16 protein-coding genes and 1 pseudogene are annotated in these 19347 nt (G+C 50.8%); 10 read left to right on the top strand and 7 right to left on the bottom strand.

Features of this window, described 5'->3' with window-relative positions:
• Positions 1-44 precede the first annotated feature (44 nt).
• Positions 45-1725, top strand: a pseudogene (locus AC0IXI_RS23335) (AsmA family protein).
• 22 nt (positions 1726-1747) lie between these two features.
• On the opposite strand, the gene fabY reads toward AC0IXI_RS23335, so the two are convergent.
• From fabY to AC0IXI_RS23365, 6 genes are all read right to left on the bottom strand, one after another.
• Positions 1748-2689: a fatty acid biosynthesis protein FabY gene (gene fabY / locus AC0IXI_RS23340; RefSeq protein WP_064514971.1), complete on the bottom strand. Its 942-nt coding sequence runs from the start codon at positions 2687-2689 to the stop codon at positions 1748-1750.
• 44 nt (positions 2690-2733) lie between these two features.
• Entirely contained in the window at positions 2734-3171 is a 438-nt protein-coding gene (gene dtd, locus AC0IXI_RS23345; RefSeq protein WP_471683176.1) for a D-aminoacyl-tRNA deacylase, read from the bottom strand.
• Positions 3168-4040 (bottom strand): virulence factor BrkB family protein, encoded by an 873-nt coding sequence (locus AC0IXI_RS23350; protein ID WP_064514966.1) that lies wholly within the window; start codon positions 4038-4040, stop codon positions 3168-3170. Before AC0IXI_RS23350 ends, dtd begins: the two co-directional genes overlap by 4 nt.
• A complete protein-coding gene (gene yihX / locus AC0IXI_RS23355; protein ID WP_471683177.1) occupies positions 4037-4633 on the bottom strand; it encodes a glucose-1-phosphatase in 597 nt (198 codons plus the stop codon). The genes AC0IXI_RS23350 and yihX overlap by 4 nt, the downstream gene beginning before the upstream one ends.
• Positions 4634-4732: 99 nt before the next feature.
• The gene (locus tag AC0IXI_RS23360; protein WP_471683178.1) at positions 4733-5770 is read right to left on the bottom strand and encodes a LacI family DNA-binding transcriptional regulator; all 1038 of its coding nucleotides are present in this window, start codon (positions 5768-5770) and stop codon (positions 4733-4735) included.
• A gap of 30 nt (positions 5771-5800) precedes the next feature.
• A complete protein-coding gene (locus tag AC0IXI_RS23365) occupies positions 5801-7516 on the bottom strand; it encodes a solute:sodium symporter family transporter (RefSeq protein ID WP_471683179.1) in 1716 nt (571 codons plus the stop codon).
• A gap of 218 nt (positions 7517-7734) precedes the next feature.
• Between AC0IXI_RS23365 and araD the strand changes: the two genes are divergently transcribed.
• The 7 genes from araD to AC0IXI_RS23400 are packed head-to-tail and all read left to right on the top strand — an operon-like array spanning position 7735 to position 14583.
• Positions 7735-9486 (top strand): L-arabinonate dehydratase, encoded by a 1752-nt coding sequence (araD, locus tag AC0IXI_RS23370; RefSeq protein WP_471683180.1) that lies wholly within the window; start codon positions 7735-7737, stop codon positions 9484-9486.
• An 8-nt stretch (positions 9487-9494) separates the two neighbouring features.
• Positions 9495-10286, top strand: coding sequence for an HpcH/HpaI aldolase family protein (locus AC0IXI_RS23375; protein ID WP_471683181.1), 792 nt, complete (start codon positions 9495-9497; stop codon positions 10284-10286).
• Positions 10286-11167, top strand: a complete 882-nt coding sequence (locus tag AC0IXI_RS23380) for an aldose 1-epimerase (RefSeq protein WP_471683182.1) — start codon at positions 10286-10288, stop codon at positions 11165-11167. Before AC0IXI_RS23375 ends, AC0IXI_RS23380 begins: the two co-directional genes overlap by 1 nt.
• Positions 11160-12032, top strand: coding sequence for an SMP-30/gluconolactonase/LRE family protein (locus tag AC0IXI_RS23385; protein ID WP_471683265.1), 873 nt, complete (start codon positions 11160-11162; stop codon positions 12030-12032). Before AC0IXI_RS23380 ends, AC0IXI_RS23385 begins: the two co-directional genes overlap by 8 nt.
• 1 nt (position 12033) lies before the next feature.
• Entirely contained in the window at positions 12034-12906 is an 873-nt protein-coding gene (locus AC0IXI_RS23390; protein WP_422569496.1) for an NAD(P)-dependent oxidoreductase, read from the top strand.
• Positions 12907-12917: 11 nt separating this feature from the next.
• Entirely contained in the window at positions 12918-13685 is a 768-nt protein-coding gene (locus AC0IXI_RS23395; RefSeq protein WP_471683183.1) for an SDR family NAD(P)-dependent oxidoreductase, read from the top strand.
• 10 nt (positions 13686-13695) lie between these two features.
• On the top strand, positions 13696-14583 hold the full coding sequence (locus AC0IXI_RS23400; RefSeq protein WP_422569494.1) for a sulfite exporter TauE/SafE family protein: 888 nt from the start codon (positions 13696-13698) through the stop codon (positions 14581-14583).
• A gap of 84 nt (positions 14584-14667) precedes the next feature.
• On the opposite strand, the gene typA is transcribed toward AC0IXI_RS23400, so the two are convergent.
• Positions 14668-16494, bottom strand: a complete 1827-nt coding sequence (gene typA / locus AC0IXI_RS23405; RefSeq protein WP_064514962.1) for a ribosome-dependent GTPase TypA — start codon at positions 16492-16494, stop codon at positions 14668-14670.
• 343 nt (positions 16495-16837) lie between these two features.
• Here typA and glnA point away from each other — a divergent pair, with 343 nt between their 5' ends.
• Both glnA and glnL read left to right on the top strand, forming a co-directional pair.
• Positions 16838-18247, top strand: coding sequence for a glutamate--ammonia ligase (glnA, locus tag AC0IXI_RS23410; protein WP_064514959.1), 1410 nt, complete (start codon positions 16838-16840; stop codon positions 18245-18247).
• 133 nt (positions 18248-18380) lie between these two features.
• On the top strand, positions 18381-19347 hold a 967-nt coding region (gene glnL, locus AC0IXI_RS23415), incomplete at its 3' end, for a nitrogen regulation protein NR(II) (RefSeq protein WP_471683184.1).

A 19347-nucleotide genomic window follows, 5' to 3' on the forward strand; every position in this document is an offset into this window, starting at 1 on the left:
ATGGGGCATAACACCCTTACCGAAACTTCATGGGATGGAAGACAATGAAATTTCTAGGAAAGCTGATCATAGCTTTATTGGTTGTCATAATAGTGGCACTTATAGCCGCTTATTTATTACTTCAAACTCGTTGGGGAGCATCCCAGATCAGTAGTTGGGTCAATGAGAAGAGTGATTACAATTTCTCTTTTGAAGTGATCGACCACAAGTGGGCATCGCCCACTCATGTCACGCTGACAAACGTCACCTTCGGACGCAAAGGCCAGCCAGCAACCCTGGTTGCGCAAAATATAGATATTGGCCTGAGCTCCCGTCAGTTTTCGGAGCCTTTGCACGTCGACACGATAGTGCTGCAAAACGGAACGCTCAATATCAGCCCTGATGCTGCCCCGCTCCCCTTCCAGTCCGATATGCTGCAATTGAGCGATATGGCAATCAACAGCCCAAATACTGGGTGGGACCTGCACGCTCAACGCGTCAACGGGGGTAATACCGTGGCAGCCACAGCAAGGTAAAGTGCTGGGTAATACTGCTGATATTCAATTTAGCGCCGGTTCCATGACACTCAACGGAGTCCCCGCTACTAACGTCTTGTTGCAAGGTGCGATTAATAACGAACAGGTGACGCTATCAACCATCGGTGCAGACATTGCTCGTGGCTCGCTCACCGGTAATGCAAACCGCCTCGCCGATGGCTCCTGGCAGATCGGCAGCTTACGGCTCAACGATATCCGCCTACAAACCAATAAATCCATTACCGATTTCCTGGCGCCTCTTGGCAGCGTCCCTTCACTGAAAATCGATAGCCTCGAGGTGACAGATGCGCGCATGGAAGGAAAAGACTGGGCAATAACCGATTTAGATCTGAGTTTGCGCAACCTGACGCTGGCAAAAGGTGGCTGGCAAAGCGATGACGGACGTTTATCGATGAATGCCAGTGATTTTATTATTGGTGCGTTGCAGCTAAATGACCCTATCGTGAATATCGATTTTAACCCGCAAACCGCTGTGATTCGTCAGTTCACTTCCCGTTGGGAAAGAGGCATGGTTCGCGCCTCAGGCGAATGGCAACGCACCGAGAAAAAACTGGCGCTGGATGAGCTGGTTTTTGCCGGGCTGGAATATACGCTGCCAGCCGACTGGAAAGCACGCTGGATAGAGCCATTGCCGCAATGGTTAAACACGGTGACGATTAAAAAACTGTCGGCAAACCGTAATTTGATCATTGATATTGATCCCGCCTTCCCGTTCCAGCTCACCGCATTAGATGGCACGGGGAGCAATCTCGAAGTGGTGCGCAATAACCAGTGGGGAATATGGAGTGGAAATGCCACGCTGAACGCCGCGGCAGCCACGTTTAACCGTGTCGATGTTCGCCGCCCATCCATTTCATTGAATGCGGCAGACAGCCAGATATCTATTACGGAACTTAGTGCTTTTGCTGGTGAAGGTATGCTGGAAGCAACTGGCGCTATCTCGCAAGCTCCGCAACGCAATGCGGCAATGAACCTGCGCGGACGCGCGGTGCCAGTAAATGTGTTGCAACAATGGGGGTGGCCAGCGTTACCGCTTGAAGGCAACGGTAATTTGCAGCTTTCAGTGACCGGCAACCTAGCAGCTCAAACAACACTTAAACCCACGGTGAACGGGACATTACAGGCCACAAGCGCTGACGGAAAACAAGTACAGCAGACCATGCAGAATGGGGAAGTACCCGGCGCATAAGCGCCGGGCGGTTACCCTTCAACTATTCTTCTTCGTTCCCGCCTTCTTCAAGCGGGCCAAAAGGTTTCGCGGGGAGAACCAGATACACACCTTCAAAAACAGCGCCAGGCGTGTCATCACCGTAAAGCTCAACTTGCAATGCAACGCGAGCCTTGCGGCCACGCGCCAGACGGTCCAGATCGCCGCTCAACGAGCCCAAGTCAGCAATCGCTCCCGGTCTTCCGGTGATCGGGCTGCTATATCGGATATGTGCATCAGCCAGAATAATCGTGCCGCCAAGGTGGCGTTCACGCAACATCAGCCAAATCAGCCCCCAGCCGGTAAGCGTTGCAAGGGAAAACAGGCTGCCTGCGAATAAGGTTTGATGCGGATTTTGATTTCCCGCTTCAGGCATCGTCGTAATAAATTTCTGCCCAGTGTATTGCAAGATACGCACGCCCATCTTCTCGCTAAGCGGAATATGTTCGTACCAGGCCTGCTGTAACTGCCCACACCAGTCTGCGCGATGGAGAATGTCATCAAGCGAGGCGACCGGTTTAATCATTAGAAAGTGGCGAATAGGCGTGGTGGAAGGCGTGGTGATTTCACCCTGGTTCTCAAAACCGAGTTTGGCAAAAAACTCGACGGCATCTTCACGTGCGCTACATACCACACGTTTAACCCCTTCCTGGCGAGCGACAGTTTCCAGCGTCATTGCCACCAGCGTACCCAAGCCTTTGTCCTGCACCGAGGGGTGAACCGCCATAAAACGGATCGCTGCTTCGTTATCAGCATTGATGTACAAACGGCCAATTGCGACCGGATTGCCTTCTTCATCCACCACCATCTGGTGATGAGCTAAGGCATCCCAGGCATCGCGCTCGGAACCTTTGGGTTGATGCAACGGCTTACGTAGCATCTCCCAGCGAAACTGGTAATAGAGCTCAAGCTCTTCTTCGGTTTGCGGTACGCGAAGGTGATACATACATGTACTCTCTCTTGTTACGCGGGACCGTAAAGGCTGCGAATTCAGACCTGTAACCAAAACGTCACCGGGCCGTCATTGGTCAGGCTGACTTTCATGTCGGCGGCAAAGCGCCCTGTTTCGGCAACAATGCCCTGCAGTCGACAGCGTTGAACAAAGTATTCATATAACTCTTCAGCAAGCTCAGGTGCTGCACCACAAGAAAAACTCGGGCGCATGCCGCGTTCGGTATCAGCGGCGAGGGTAAACTGCGACACCACCAGCACGCTGCCACCGGCTTGCTGAACGTTCAGGTTCATCTTGTCGTTTTCATCGCCAAAAATGCGGTAACCCAAAACACGTTCGCAAAGGCGATTCGCTTTCTGTTCGTTATCTTCTTTTTCGACACCCAATAACACTAAAAGTCCCGGGCCAATTTCACCCGTCACTTCACCGTCCACGGTGACGCGAGCGTGGGTGACACGCTGTATTAATGCAATCATGGTTCTTCCAATTCTTCCTGCTGGGCTTCGACACGGAGTTTGCGGTAATCACCGAGAGTGACAGTAATTTCGGCGCCGAGCAACACGATACACCAGGTCCAATAGACCCAGACAAATAAAATGGGGATCACGGCTAACACGCCGTAAATCAATTGGTAAGAGGGAAACATGGTGATGTAGAGGGCAAAACCTTTCTTACCAAGCTCAAATAAAAGAGCGGCCACCAGCGAGCCAATCAGTGCGTCTCGTACCGGGACTCGAGTGGTTGGAACGATGCTATATAACATCCAGAATGACAGCCATGAGAGCAGCAACGGGAAGATACGCAACACAATATCAATCGTGCTGTTAAAGCCCGTTACCCAGCGCAGCGAAAGCAGATACGAACTTATCACCAGACTCGCACCTGCCAGCAGCGGCCCTAGCGTCAAAATCATCCAGTAGACGGCAAACGAGTAAATTTTTGGCCTGGTGCGCGTACTGCGCCAGATAGTATTTAGTGCGCTATCCACTGCATACATCAGCAGCAATGCTGTAACGATAAGGCCACAGGCCCCCACAGCAGTCATCTTGTTGGAGTTAGCAACAAACTGTTCGATATAGCGTTGGATGATATCGCCCGTCGCGGGCAGAAAGTTTGAGAAGACAAAATGCCGCAGTTGGATACTAACGTCGGCAAACATCGGGAAAGCTGCAAATAACGCAAACACTACCGCAACCAAAGGCACCAGTGAGAGCAATGACACGTAAGCAAGGTTACCTGCAAGCGTGGTCATATTGTCCTGGTCAATCCGATGCCAGAGCAATTTACCCCAGGCGATACAGGGCCTGAGGTGCTTGCTCGTTTTGCGATGAACGTCTTTTATCATAGGCTTTTTGAGAAATAATCGGGCACCGTGTTTTTACCGGTCACCAAAATGCTGGTGATCCCCACCTGTTGAGCGCCTTTAATATTATCGCCGTTGTCGTCAAAAAAGACGGCTTCATTCGCGGAAAAACCTTCCGTTTCGAGGAGTTTTTGATAGATCTCTGCATCGGGTTTACGCATTCCCATTTCCTGAGACAGATAGATTTTATCTGCCGCCTCGGCGATTTGCGGATATTCACCGGGCCAGAAATAAGTGTGTAAACGGTTGGTGTTAGAGAGCACCACGACACGATGCCCCTGTTCACGAAGCTTGTTCATGACAGCGATAACGTCCGGACGTAAGCCAACAAAGATAGCCTGCCAGCCTGCCGAAAACTGATCAAAGCTCAACGCCATGCCCATTTCTTCGCATACCGCAGCAGCAAATTCTTCGTCGCTAATTTGCCCCCGCTCGTGGCTTTGAAACGCCTCGCCCATTACAAAGCTTTTTTGCAAATTCGCCAGCGGCACGCGGCTGTAATCACTCCATACCCCCATCACGCGGTTGAAGTCGATATCAACAATGACGTTGCCTAAATCAAAGATATACAACATAAGCCTCTCCTTTGCGTATGGAGAAATAACTGTAGCGGTAATAGAAGAAGGTGGATAGTGCGTGTTACAACAACAGCTCAACGAATGCGAGCCAGATCGTTAATCAGCAAAAAATGGCAATTTAGTGCTGCTACGCGGCATGATTTCAAAACCGACATCCACCACTTCGCCCACATAGCTTTCATCGCGGCTCATTTTCAGCATCATTTCGGCGGTCTGGGCGGCAATTGCGTCGGCATTGAGGTTTACGCTGGACAGTGAAACCGGCGACATCCACGCGCTGGATGGGAAATCCCCGAAGCCTAAGATACTGAGTTGCTCAGGAATTTTGATTCCGCGGTCGCACGCTTCCATTAATAACGCACTGGCAATAGCGTCGCTGGTGCAAAAAATCCCGTCGATGCCGCGTTCTTTAATCAGCGTTTTCATCAGTATTTCACGGCTGGCCTGGTAGATATTTTCTGTGCGCGGAATATCAACGAGCGTGGCAGTTAACCCACGCTCGGCAAGGGCGGCACAAAAGCCTTCATAACGTTTGCGGGCGCGAATATCTTCGGCAAAACGCGTCGTAAAATAGCCCAATTTTTTGCAACCTGAATCGAGCAAAAACCTGGCGGCTTCGTAACCGATATCAACGTGGTTGTTGCCTACTTGCGCCATCAACTCGCTGCCATCAACCTGCCACATCTGCACCACCGGCACGCCGCTGTTTTCCAGCATTTTCAAGGTTTCAGGCTTATGGTCCGCACCTGCGATAGCAATCACCGCGGGCGACCATTGCAAAATAGCGCGAATTTGTTCTTCTTCTTTATCCAGGCTGTGGTCATGTGAAGCAATAGAAAGCTGGTAACCTTCAGCACTTACCGCTCGCTCGATTTGCTGAATCACGCGGCTAAAAATAATGTTTGCCAGCGAAGGTAGTACCACGGCCATACTGCTGCTGCGGCCACCGGTAAATTGGCTGGCAATTTTGTTATGAACGTAACCCAGTTCATTGATAGCACGTTGAATTTTGCTGCCAGTACGACCGGAAACTTTTTCAGGATAGCGAATATAGAGCGACACCGTAGAAGGCGAAACACCCGCCTGCAGGGCTACGTCATCAAGTTTTACGATTTGTCGTTTTCTTTGGCGCATGGGTATCGTCAGTGCTCTCATCAGTCGCCATCATGTCGAAACGGGCAATGTTCGATGATGGCGTCGTTTCATCCAAAAACTTAGCATCAACGCAATCCCCCAAACGAGAGCCACCAAAACAGGATAACAGTCCGGAATTCCGTCTGGATTCGCTATTCCCAGGGGAGACAACGTTATGTAAATGCTGATTAACGCGGCGATCATCATAACACTGGCCTGATGCGCATACTTCCATTTTTCCATGGGAATAGGGAAGGCTTTAACCTGTTTCGGTTGCCAGGTTGCGGGTTTTAGCATGCCCAATAACAGCATCATACTCACCTCTACAATGAACAAAATCCCCATCACATGAATAAAATGAAGCGACAGTAATTTATTCAAACCGGTGAAGGTATAAAGGCCATAAGCCACGATATGGAACAACAAGGTAAATTTTGCGGCACTTGCCGGAACGCGGTGCGTCAGGAATCCAACCAGCACAATAGCGATGATCGGCACACTATAAAATCCGGTAAAACGGCGCATCAAATCAAAAATCCCATTCGGGGAATGTAGCAATAACGGTGCTATCACAATGGAAACCATTGAAAAAATAATTGATGCCCGCTTACCCGCACGCACCAGTTTCTTTTCATCTTTGCAGCCGCTGATTGGGCCATAGAGGTCAATCACGAACAGTGTCGCACTGGAGTTAATAATCGAGTTGAAGTGGCTGGTCACGGTGCCAAATATTGCAGCAGCAAACATCCCCGTCAGCCACCATGGCAGCACCGCTTTGACTAGTGCGGGGTAGGCAAAATCGGCATTGCTAAGCGAATGCCCAAAAAGATTAAAGGCGATGATTCCTGGCAGTACCATCACCAGTGGTACCAGTAATTTTATCGAACCCGCCAGCAATACCCCTTTCTGGCTTTCCGCCAGTGAACGCGCGCCCAACGCCCGCTGAATAATCATCTGATTGGTGCACCAGTAAAATAAGTTGGCGCACAGCATCCCGGTAAAAATCGTGCTGAATGGAACCGTGGATTGCGCCCCGCCGATGGCATTAAGTTGCTCAGGATTATTAGTCAGTAACTTATGCGCACCGCTCAAAAATGAACCGTCACCCATCACAATCAACCCCAGAATCGGGATCAACAAGGCGGCGATGAGCAAGATAATTCCGCTGATGGTGTCAGAAATCGCGACCGCTTTCAGGCCACCCGCCGTAGCATAAATCCCACCTGTAACGCCCATGACTAAAGACAAAATAGCAATGGTACTGGTAGCTGAAAAATGTGTAGCCTGCTGAAAACCAAAAATTTCATCCATGGTAATCGCCCCTAAATACAGGCTGCAGGGATTTGCCATGACTGCGTATCCCACCAGCAACATCACACTCACCATGCGCCGGGTAGTGATATCAAAACGCTCCTCAAGAAATTGCGGCAATGTCGTTAACCCACGCTTCAGGAAGCGAGGTAAGAAAAAAAGTGCCATGGCAATGGTGGCGATCGCCGCAGTGCTTTCCCAGGCCATCCCGCTGATATCAAACCGATAAGCGTTACCGTTCAGGCCGACCAATTGTTCGGCTGAGAGATTCGAAAGCAGTAGCGACCCCGCAATGAAATAACCCGATAACCCTCTTCCTGCGAGAAAGAAGCCTTCAACGCCAGACTCTGAAATCCCACGAGTCTTATAAAAAGAATATAGCGCTACGATTACTAAAAAGAGCACAAATGTTACGAGGGTTATGATGATGGTCATCTTAGGTGCACTCTCAATAATTTAGATATCAGGACTATTACACAGCCACTAATGGGCAACAACGTAGATTTATGATGAATTTTGATACAGATTAAAAATTACCCTTTCTTTAAGATAATTGTGTCTGGTCGATCACAAAAACGAATAACTCCACCTTGATAATCGTAGCGCTACGATATTACCGTAGAGGCAACTTAAGACATGAAGGCTCTCACACGATGTTCAATCAAAAGCACGCTAAGCGCCGGGATATTTCAGAGCTACGCAGCCAACGCTGGTATGCGCCAGAAACCATTCGCGCCTTCGCTCATCGCCAACGTAGCCAACAAATGGGTTATCGCCGCGAAGAATTCCTCGGCAAACCGGTTATCGGCATCATCAATACCTGGAGCGATATGAGCCCCTGCCATTCCCATCTGCGGGAACGTGCCGAAGCGGTAAAACGTGGGATCTGGGCAGCAGGCGGCTTTCCGGTAGAACTCCCGGCACTGTCGATGGGCGAGGTGATGGTGAAACCCACCACCATGCTGTATCGCAATTTTTTGGCGATGGAAACCGAAGAGCTGTTGCGCCAGCATCCTATCGACGGTGTTGTGTTATTGGGCGGATGCGACAAATCTACCCCTGCGCTGCTGATGGGTGCCATCTCGATGGATATTCCAGCCATTTTCTGCCCGGCAGGCCCGATGTCATCAGGAAAATGGCGCGGTCAAGTCACTGGCGCAGGGACGCATACCAAAAAATACTGGGATCAATTACGTCTGGGTGCCATTACCCAACACGACTGGGTTGAGCTGGAAGGCGCAATGACTCGCTCTATCGGTACCTGCAATACCATGGGCACCGCTTCGACAATGACCTCAATTGCTGACGCTATGGGCTTCTCTCTGCCAGGCGCCAGCTCTATTCCCGCCGCGGATTCCCGTCATCCACAAATGGCTTCTCTGTGTGGCAAAACCATTGTTGATATGGTGTGGCACGACCACAAACCTTCTCATTGGCTGAAGCGCGAAAACTTTCTCAATGGCATCGTCGCCTATATGGCGCTCGGTGGCTCCACCAATGCGGCAATTCACCTGATTGCGATGGCAAATCGCGCCTCGATTTCATTAACGCTGGAAGATATGGAAGCGATCGCCCGCAAGGTACCGGTGCTGGCGAATCTGTTCCCGTCAGGCGAACAGTTGATGGAGGAGTTTTGGTTTGCCGGTGGGCTGATGGCGCAACTGCGCAAAGTGTCGACATTCCTGCATCAAGATGCGATAGGCGTACTGAATACGCCAACCAGCCAGTGGATTGAACAGGCTAAATGCTACGACGACAACACCATTCGCGGCCTCGACAACCCAATTATTCCACTTTCCCAGGGATGTGCGCTGGCAGTATTGCGCGGCAATCTTTGCCCGGATGGTGCAGTAATGAAATCGTCTGCCGCCAGCCCCGTATTACGGAAACACCGCGGCCCGGCACTGGTTTTTGACAACCACCAGACGCTCTCCGATACCATCGACAACCCGGATCTGGATATCACCAAAGACACGGTGATTATTCTGCGCAATGCCGGGCCGGTTGGCGCACCAGGCATGCCGGAATGGGGCAATCTGCCCATCCCGAAAAAACTACTCAAGCAAGGCGTGACTGACATGGTGCGCATCTCCGATTGCCGCATGTCCGGCACTCATTACGGCACCTGTATTTTGCACGTCGCACCAGAAGCCGCCATCGGTGGCCCGCTGGGTCTGGTGAAAACTGGCGACATTATCGAACTCGATATCCCCGCAGGAACACTCAATATGCTGGTCGATGACGCAGAACTTGCACGCCGACGGGCAAATTTTGCCCCCAGCCATACCGTGTTTAAGCGCTCGTGGGCAGCGCTGTATCAACAACATGTCACCCAAGCCAACCAGGGCTGTGATTTCGACTTCCTGCTCGCCGGGAGTGATATTCCCGAACCGCCAATTTTCTGAGGATAATCATGAATATTTTCAAACAAGCCATAACCCATGGTCCGGTACAACTCGGTACATGGATGATGACCGGTAGCGATACCGTCGCTGAAGCGATGGCCACCGTGGGCTTTAACTTTTTGGTTTTGGATCAGGAACATGTAGCGGTAGATACGCTGGATGCCATTCGTATCGACCGCGCAGTCCGCTCGGTTAATCCAGCCATCACGCCGCTTTATCGCCTAGCAGGCAACGATGTGGTGCTGATCAAACGCGCCCTGGATGGCGGCGCAATGTCACTGATGATCCCGTTTATTAATACCGTTGAAGAGGCACGTAAAGCGGTGGAGTCGGCCTATTACCCACCGTATGGCAAACGCGGTTTTGCAGCCATGCACCGCGCTTCTGGTTGGGGCAATAACCCGGATTTCGTCAGCCAGGCGCATGATGAGCTTTGCCTGATCCTGCAAATGGAAACACCAGAAGCTATCGGCAACATTGAAAAAATTGCCGCGCTGGATGGTGTTACTGGCTTCTTTATCGGCCCAGGCGATCTCTCTGCTGCGATGGGTTATCCAGGTAACCCTTCCCATCCGGAGGTGCAGGCGATGATCAAAAAAGGAGTCGATATCTGCGTTCGTCTTGGCAAGCCGTGCGGCATCGTGGGCGGCAACCCGGAACTGGCAAATAAATATCAGGGCATGGGCTTCCGGTTTGTAGCACTGGCTTCAGACATGAGTTTTATGTTGGCTCGCGCACGTGAACAACTGGCAGCCATTCAGGGTAAAACGCTGCACCTCGCCGGCGGTGAGGTGTACTAATGACCAGGCTTATCGAAAAGTCTTGCGGCCATCTTCAACTCAGCGTCGCCCCGAGTCTGGGCGGCGCCATTGCTGCACTTAACTGGCGTGGTTTTCCTATTCTGCGCCCGCTATCACCCACAGCTCAATTGCGTGCGAATCAGTGTGGCAGCTATCCGTTGATCCCCTGGTCTAACCGTATTGCTCAGGGTGAATTTAGTTTTGCAGGCCAGATTTTGCAGGTAAAGAAGAATTTCGGCGACAGCCCTCACGCTATTCATGGCAGTGGCTGGTTAAATGCCTGGCACGTTGGTGAAGAATCCGACAATGGTCTGACACTTGAGCTGGAACAACCTGCAAACGAGTCCTGGCCCTGGCCATGGCGCGGCACACAAGTTTTTGAACTTGAAGTAAACCTGCTGCGCGTCACGTTGAGCTACCACAACACCAGCGATGTTCCTGTGCCAGTAGGTTTAGGTTTTCATCCTTTTTTTGCCGATGCCGATCAAAGCGAGATTTACTTTAAAGCCACAGGCGTCTGGCTTAATGATGATGATTCTCTCCCGTTCAAGGAGATTGAAGTTCCGGAACGCTGGAATTACCCCGCATTCCGTAAGCCACAGTTTGGTTCGGTTGATAACTGTTTCACTGGCTGGAACGGCTGCGCAAAAGTGCACTGGCCAGCACGGAAAATCACTGCTGTGCTGTCATCTGCGGCCACCAATGCGGTGTTGTTTATTCCCGAAAAGGTTCGCAACGTTGTCGCCATCGAACCCGTCACGCACATTAATAACGCCATTAATTTGCTGCCGTCTAATAGCAGCAACCAGGCGATGAAGCTGGTTTCTCCTGGCGAATGCTTGTGCCTTTCTATGGAAATAAGGATTAGCGATGATGCGTGAAGCCAACATTCTGTTTGATTACAAGGGGCATTTACCGGAATGCCCGAGCTGGGATGTACAGACACAATCTCTGTTCTGGACCGATATTCTGGAAAAAGAGATCCACGGCTATCAACCCTCCACCAATAAGCATCAGATTTTTAAGTTCTCAGAGGAAGTCGGCTGTTTCGCACTGCGTGAAAACGGCGGATTTATTGCCGCGATGCGCAGTGGAATTTACCTGACAGACACGGATGGCACCGTGACGAAAAAGGTTTGCGATAACCCCAACAATCCGGTGCTGGCGCGTTTTAACGATGGCGGAACCGACCCGCAAGGGCGTTTTTACGCTGGAACTTACTGGAGCCCGCGCGACTATAACGGCGCGCTGCTTTGCCGGGTAGATGCCGACCTGAAAACTACCGTTTTGCAGTGCGACATTCTGGGTGCCAATGGCCTGGCTTTTTCAGCCGATGGACGCCTGATGTTCACCAGTGACACACCTAACCATGTCATTTATCGCACACCTCTGGATGAAAACGGCAACCCTGCCGAACGCCGCGTTTGGAAGTCGTTCCCCCGTGGTAACGGGCGGCCTGATGGCGCAGCCATGGATGAAGAAGGGTGTTACTGGAGCGCATTGTTTGATGGCTACCGTATCGCTCGCTTTTCTCCTCAGGGTGAATTACTTGAGGAGCACCGGCTGCCGGTACGCTGCCCGACAATGCTCTGCTTCGGTGGGCCAGAGATGAAAACGTTGTTTATCACCACTACTCGCGAAAACATGTCCGACGAAGAAGTGCGCGAAAGACCTCTTTCGGGCGCAATTTTTACTCTGGAAGCTTCCGTTGCCGGGCTAATCAAACCGAAATTTAAAGAGAGCTAATATGAATACGATTGGATTTATCGGCCTTGGGCTGATGGGCGAAGCTATGTCTAAAAACATCGTGGAAAAGTTTTCCGGTGACGTGCTGGTTTATGACATCAACGCTGAATCCGTGGCAAGAATTGTGGCTCAAGGGGCAAAAGCCGCCACTTCTGCTGCTGAAATTGCCCGCAAAGCTGATGTGATTATCAGTATGGTGCCGCGCTCTGAACATGTGGTGGCGGTGTATCAGGAAATGATGCCGCATCTGCACGCCGGGCAAATCACCATTGATATGTCGACTATTGAGCCTTCCGTTTCTGAGTCAGTCGCTCAGGAAGTGGCGAAAACGGGCGCCATCATGTTAGACGCGCCAGTCGTGAAATCAGTACCTGCTGCCGTGAAAGCGGAGCTGGGGATTTATATCGGCGGCGACAAAACTGCCTGGGAAAAAATCCAGCCAGTTCTCGCCATGATGGGCTGCAATCAGATTCATATGGGGCCAAACGGACGTGGCCTGGTGATGAAAATGATCCATAACCTTATGGTGGCAGGCATTCAGAATAGCGTGAATGAAATGCTCACTGCCGCGCAACATTTTGATATTGCCTGGCCGGATATGCACGAAGCCATTTCTTACGGCGGTGCCACCAATTTCTACCTCAATAGCAAAATCGACAGCCTGATCGCTGGCAATTTCGCCCCTGCGTTTTCCCTCCAGAACATGGCAAAAGACGTCAACATCATGAAATCCATGATGCTCGAAGCGGGTCTGAATTTACCTGGTGTGGACGTTATCAAAAGCGTCTACGACAAAGGATTGGATAGCGGCATCGGTGGTGAAGATTTTTGCGCCACACTCAAAGTGGTGTCCTCTCAGGCGCAAGGCAAATAAGGAAAACACAAATGAACTATCAAGAAAACGTTCGTTACCAGTCGCTGAATAACAAAGTCGTGGCGATTACTGGCGGTGCCAGTGGTATCGGTGAAGAACTGGTGCGCGCTTATGTCAGCCAGGGCGCGCGCGTGGCCTTCCTGGACTTCAATCAGCAAGCCGGTGAAAAACTGGCGCAAGAGTTGGGTTGCCTGTTTTTGTTCTGCGATGTCACCAACATCGAGCAGTTAAAAAGCTGTTTTGCGCAGATTGCCGCAAAACTGGGTGACGTAGATATTCTCATCAACAACGCAGGCAGCGACGACCACCACAAAATTGATGATTTAACCGAAGATTATTTTAACAACCGCATCAACGTAAACCTACGCCACCAGCTTTTCGCTATTCAGGCAGTTATTCCTGGCATGGAGAAAAAAGGTGCGGGCAGCATTATCAATATGGGTTCTATTAACTGGATGCGTGGACGCCCTGGACGGGTGTGTTATTCCCTGTCAAAAGCCGCAATTCATGGGTTTACCCGCACGTTATCGCAGGAGTTAGGCGCACGAGGAATTCGTGTTAATAGCCTGGTGCCTGGCGCTATTCGTACGCCAAAGCAAGATGCGATGTGGGCGAAACTTGACCCATCAGCAGTGAATCAATTTATCGATTTGCAGGCATTAAAAATCCGCCTCGATGGCACACACTGCGCGCGCCTTGCGTTATTCCTCGGCTCGGAAGAGTCCTGTGGCTGCACCGGACAGGACTTTATCGTCGATGCCGGATTGTCGGTAAACTAAGGGGTTAGATATGGATTTCTTCAACTTATTTACACCAGACGGCGTGGAACTGGAAACCGCTTCGATACTTATCGTCGTCGGTGTGATGTTCCTTTATACCTTCGTGGGGATTTGCGCAGGATTCGGCGGCGGGCTGACGTCAATGCCACTAATTACCATGGTTTTACCGTTGAAAATGGCTGCACCAATGTCAGTTATTGTTGGCACAGGTACCGCGTTATACGCCACCTGGCTTTCACGCAAAGAGACTGACTGGAAATCCGCCGGGGTGCTTATCGCGTTTTCGCTGTTAGGTATCCCGGTGGGACTATATGCCCTTTCTTATGTCCCTGATCACATTATGAAACTGGGATTGGGCGGGTTCATTATTCTCTATTCGTTCTACAGTTTGTTTATTCCACGCTTACCGGTGTATGACAAGCGCTGGATTGCCGCCCCAATGGGTGCGGTTGCCGGTGCATTAGGGGCAGCGTTTTCCACTAATGGCCCGCCAGTTGTCATGTATGGGATGTTAAGAAATCTGGGGCCAGCGGCTTTTCGCGGCACATTGAACGCATTCTTTACCGCCAACAACATCGCCATTATTGGCGGCCTAGCAACCAGCGGCATTCTGACTATCTCAACCCTGAAACTGGTGATGTTGTGCATTCCAACCATGATTCTGGGTTCGATTGTTGGCCAGTATGTCCATAAACGTATTTCGGTTAAGGTATTCAGAATAATGGTGTTTTTACTGCTGATTGCCTCCGGTGCGATGCTGATAAAAGGCGCTACTGGCATTCCAGCGCTGGCAGCACTGTTACCGGTCTTCTCGGTGTTGCTGATTACGCACCTGGTATTCGGTAAAAAAGTGGCGGCGATTCGTGCTGCTGATGAAGCAGCAAAATCAGCCTCCTGATAACACAAAGACGGCTGATTTCTGGAAAAGCAAAAAAAGCCCCGCCTAAACAGGCAGGGCTTCAATGCTTTGCAGGAAAGAAACTTACGCTTCTTTGCTACCACGACCCGCACGTTTGCGGTCGTTTTCAGTCAGGTGACGCTTACGAATACGTACGGAAGTCGGAGTAACTTCTACCAGTTCGTCATCATCGATGAATTCCAGAGCTTGCTCCAGAGACATCTTCAATGCAGGAACCAGAGTTGTTGCTTCGTCAGTACCGGACGCACGCATGTTGGTCAGTTTCTTACCGGTCAGGCAGTTTACAGTCAGGTCGTTAGAACGACTGTGAATACCGATGATCTGGCCTTCGTAAACTTCTGCACCGTGACCCAGGAACAGCTTACCGCGGTCCTGCAGGCTGAACAGCGCAAACGCGACTGCTTTACCCTGGCCGTTAGAGATCAGCACGCCGTTCTGGCGCTGGCCGATTTCGCCTGGTTTCACGTCGTCGTAATGGCTGAATGTGGAGTACAGCAGACCAGTACCAGAAGTCATGGTCATGAACTCAGTACGGAAGCCGATCAGGCCACGTGCTGGGATCAGGTAATCCAGACGGATACGGCCTTTGCCGTCAGGGATCATGTCTTTGACATCGCCCTTACGCTCGCCCATCGCCTGCATTACAGAACCCTGGTGCTGTTCTTCGATATCCAGAGTCACGTTTTCGAACGGCTCTTGCATACGACCATCGATCATACGGTTGATTACTTTCGGACGGGACACAGCCAGTTCGAAGCCTTCACGACGCATGTTTTCGATCAACACAGACAGGTGCAGTTCGCCACGACCGGATACACGGAATGCATCCGCATCTTCGGTTTCTTCAACACGCAGTGCAACGTTGTGCACCAGCTCTTTGTTCAGGCGGTCAAGGATCTGACGAGAGGTAACAAATTTACCTTCTTTGCCACAGAACGGAGAGGTGTTGACGTTGAAGAACATGGTAACAGTTGGTTCATCAACAGACAGTGCTGGCAGCGCTTCAACATTTTGCGTATCGCAAAGAGTGTCGGAGATGTTCAGCTCGCCCAGACCGGTAATCGCGATGATGTCACCGGCTTCAGCTTCGGTGGATTCAATACGCTCCAGACCGAGGTGAGTCAGTACTTTACCGACTTTACCGTTACGAGTTTTACCTTCGCTGTCGATGATAGTGATTTGCTGGTTAGGCTTCACTTTACCGCGTTTGATGCGACCGATGCCGATTACGCCAACGTAGTTGTTGTAATCAAGCTGGGAGATTTGCATCTGGAACGGACCATCAGAGTCAACGGATGGCGCTTTAACGTGGTCAACAATCGCCTGGTACAGCGGGGTCATGTCTTCCGCCATCTCATTGTGATCGTTACCCGCGATACCCATCAATGCTGATGCATAGATGATTGGGAAATCGAGCTGCTCGTCAGTCGCATCAAGGTTAACGAACAGGTCAAATACCTGATCAACAACCCAGTCAGGACGCGCGCCAGGACGGTCAACTTTGTTGATTACAACAATTGGCTTCAAACCGTGGGCAAATGCCTTTTTGGTTACGAAGCGCGTCTGCGGCATTGGGCCATCCATTGCGTCAACGACCAGCAGAACGGAGTCTACCATGGACATTACACGTTCAACTTCGCCACCGAAGTCGGCGTGCCCAGGGGTATCAACGATGTTGATACGGTAGTCATTCCATTTGATAGCGGTGTTTTTAGCGAGGATGGTAATCCCACGCTCTTTCTCCAAATCGTTGGAGTCCATCACGCGTTCGGTGGCTTCAGCACGTTCGTTACTGAAAGTACCAGATTGCTGCAGCAGCTTATCAACCAGGGTAGTTTTACCATGGTCAACGTGCGCGATGATGGCGATATTACGCAGATTTTCGATCACAACTTTGCCTCAGGCATTAGAAATAGCGCGTTATTGTACACGTATTAATCGAAGGACATAACAGGATCACAAAGAACTTTTACAAACAATGTAAAAAGTAATGGTTTGTGATCGCTTTCACGGAGCAAAAAAGGGAGCCACAACGAAAATTGCACCAATATGGTGCTCAAATCTCAGACTGAAGCACTACATTGGTGCAAACTATCCATCGTGGTGCAGCCCTTTTGCACTATAGTGCGCATGATAGCGCCTTTTTGGGGTAATTTAAAAGTTGGCACAGATTTCGCTTTAATCATTTCAGGGCAACAAGCCAATTCAATGACCAAATCCGGGAGAGTTAAGTATGTCCGCTGAACACGTTTTGACGATGCTGAATGAACACGAAGTGAAGTTTGTTGATCTGCGCTTCACTGACACCAAAGGTAAAGAACAGCACGTCACTATCCCTGCTCATCAGGTTACTGCTGACTTCTTCGAAGAAGGCAAAATGTTTGATGGCTCTTCAATTGGTGGCTGGAAAGGCATCAATGAATCCGACATGGTTCTGATGCCAGATGCGTCTACTGCTGTCATCGACCCGTTCTTCGCTGATTCTACGCTGATCATTCGTTGCGACATTCTTGAGCCAGGCACCATGCAAGGTTATGACCGCGACCCGCGTTCCATTTCCAAGCGTGCTGAAGACTACCTGCGTTCTACTGGTATCGCTGATACCGTACTGTTCGGGCCAGAGCCAGAGTTCTTCCTGTTCGACGACGTTCGTTTCGGTAGCTCTATCTCCGGTTCTCACGTTGCTATCGATGATATCGAAGGCGCTTGGAACAGCGGCACCAAATACGAAGGCGGCAACAAAGGCCACCGTCCTGCTGTTAAAGGCGGTTACTTCCCAGTTCCACCAGTTGACTCCGCACAAGACCTGCGTTCTGCAATGTGTCTGACTATGGAGCAAATGGGCCTGGTTGTTGAAGCTCACCACCATGAAGTAGCAACTGCTGGTCAGAACGAAGTGGCTACCCGCTTCAACACCATGACCAAAAAAGCAGATGAAATTCAGATCTACAAATATGTGGTTCACAACGTTGCTCATGCTTACGGCAAAACAGCGACCTTTATGCCAAAACCAATGTTTGGCGATAACGGTTCTGGTATGCACTGCCATATGTCCCTGGCTAAGAACGGCGTAAACCTGTTCGCTGGTGACAAATATGCTGGCCTGTCTGAGCAAGCGCTGTACTACATCGGCGGTGTTATCAAACACGCTAAAGCCATCAACGCCCTGGCTAACCCAACCACCAACTCCTACAAGCGTCTGGTCCCGGGTTACGAAGCTCCAGTAATGCTGGCTTACTCTGCCGCTAACCGTTCTGCTTCAATCCGTATCCCAGTAGTTGCGTCTCCGAAAGCACGTCGTATCGAAGTGCGTTTCCCAGACCCAGCGGCTAACCCGTACCTGTGCTTCGCAGCACTGCTGATGGCTGGTCTTGATGGTATCAAGAACAAAATCCATCCGGGTGAAGCAATGGACAAAAACCTGTATGACCTGCCGCCAGAAGAAGCTAAAGAGATCCCACAAGTTGCGGGTTCTCTGGAAGAAGCACTGAGCTGCCTGAACGAAGACCGCGAGTTCCTGACTGCGGGCGGCGTGTTCACTGATGAAGCTATCGATGCTTACATCGCTCTGCGTATCGAAGAAAACGACCGTGTGCGCATGACTCCACACCCAGTTGAGTTTGAGCTGTACTACAGCGTTTAATGAGTTAGTCATGTCAAACTTAAGCCCATCGTTGATGGGCTTTTTTATCCACAAATAACCTGTTGCAGCAACGTTTATTGCCGCCAGGAAACTATAATGCACCATCACAGTGCAAATTATCGGAGACTGCTGTATGGCAACCGGCACACTGCCCGATGCTGGGCAGATCCTGAATTCTTTAATCAACAGTATTTTACTGGTCGATGACGAACTGGCGGTTCATTACGCCAACCCGGCGGCACAGCAACTTTTGGCGCAGAGTTCGCGCAAGCTGTACGGCACACCGCTACCAGAACTGTTGAGTTACTTTTCGCTAAATGTTGGCTTGATGCAGGAAAGCCTGACGGCAGGCCAGGGCTTTACCGATAACGAAGTCACACTGGTTATTGATAGCCGCTCCCATATTCTTTCCCTGACTGCACAACGTTTACCAGAAGGTTTCATCCTGATGGAAATGGCGCCGATGGATAACCAACGCCGTTTAAGTCAGGAACAGTTACAGCAGGCGCAGCAAATTGCCGCTCGTGACTTAGTCCGTGGGCTGGCTCACGAGATTAAAAACCCCTTGGGCGGGTTACGCGGTGCAGCGCAATTGCTGGCTAAAGCCTTACCGGACCCTTCGCTCACTGAATACACCAAGGTGATTATTGAGCAAGCCGACCGCTTACGTAACCTGGTCGACAGGCTGTTAGGCCCGCAACAACCCGGCATGCACGTCACAGAAAGTATTCACAAAGTCACCGAACGGGTTATGAAACTGGTGTCGATGGAGTTGCCAGCGAATGTCACGCTGATAAGAGATTACGACCCAAGTTTGCCTGAACTGGCACACGACCCGGATCAAATTGAACAGATTTTACTGAATATTGTGCGTAACGCGCTTCAGGCGCTGGGCAGTGATGGTGGCGAAATAGTGTTACGTACGCGTACAGCTTTTCAGCTTACTCTGCACGGCACTCGCTATCGCCTGGCTGCACGTATTGATATTGAAGACAACGGTCCGGGTATTCCGGCCCATCTGCAGGACACACTATTCTACCCAATGGTGAGCGGACGTGAGGGAGGGACAGGTTTAGGTCTTTCTATTGCACGCAACTTGA

The organism is Buttiauxella sp. AC038, from assembly GCF_979253565.1.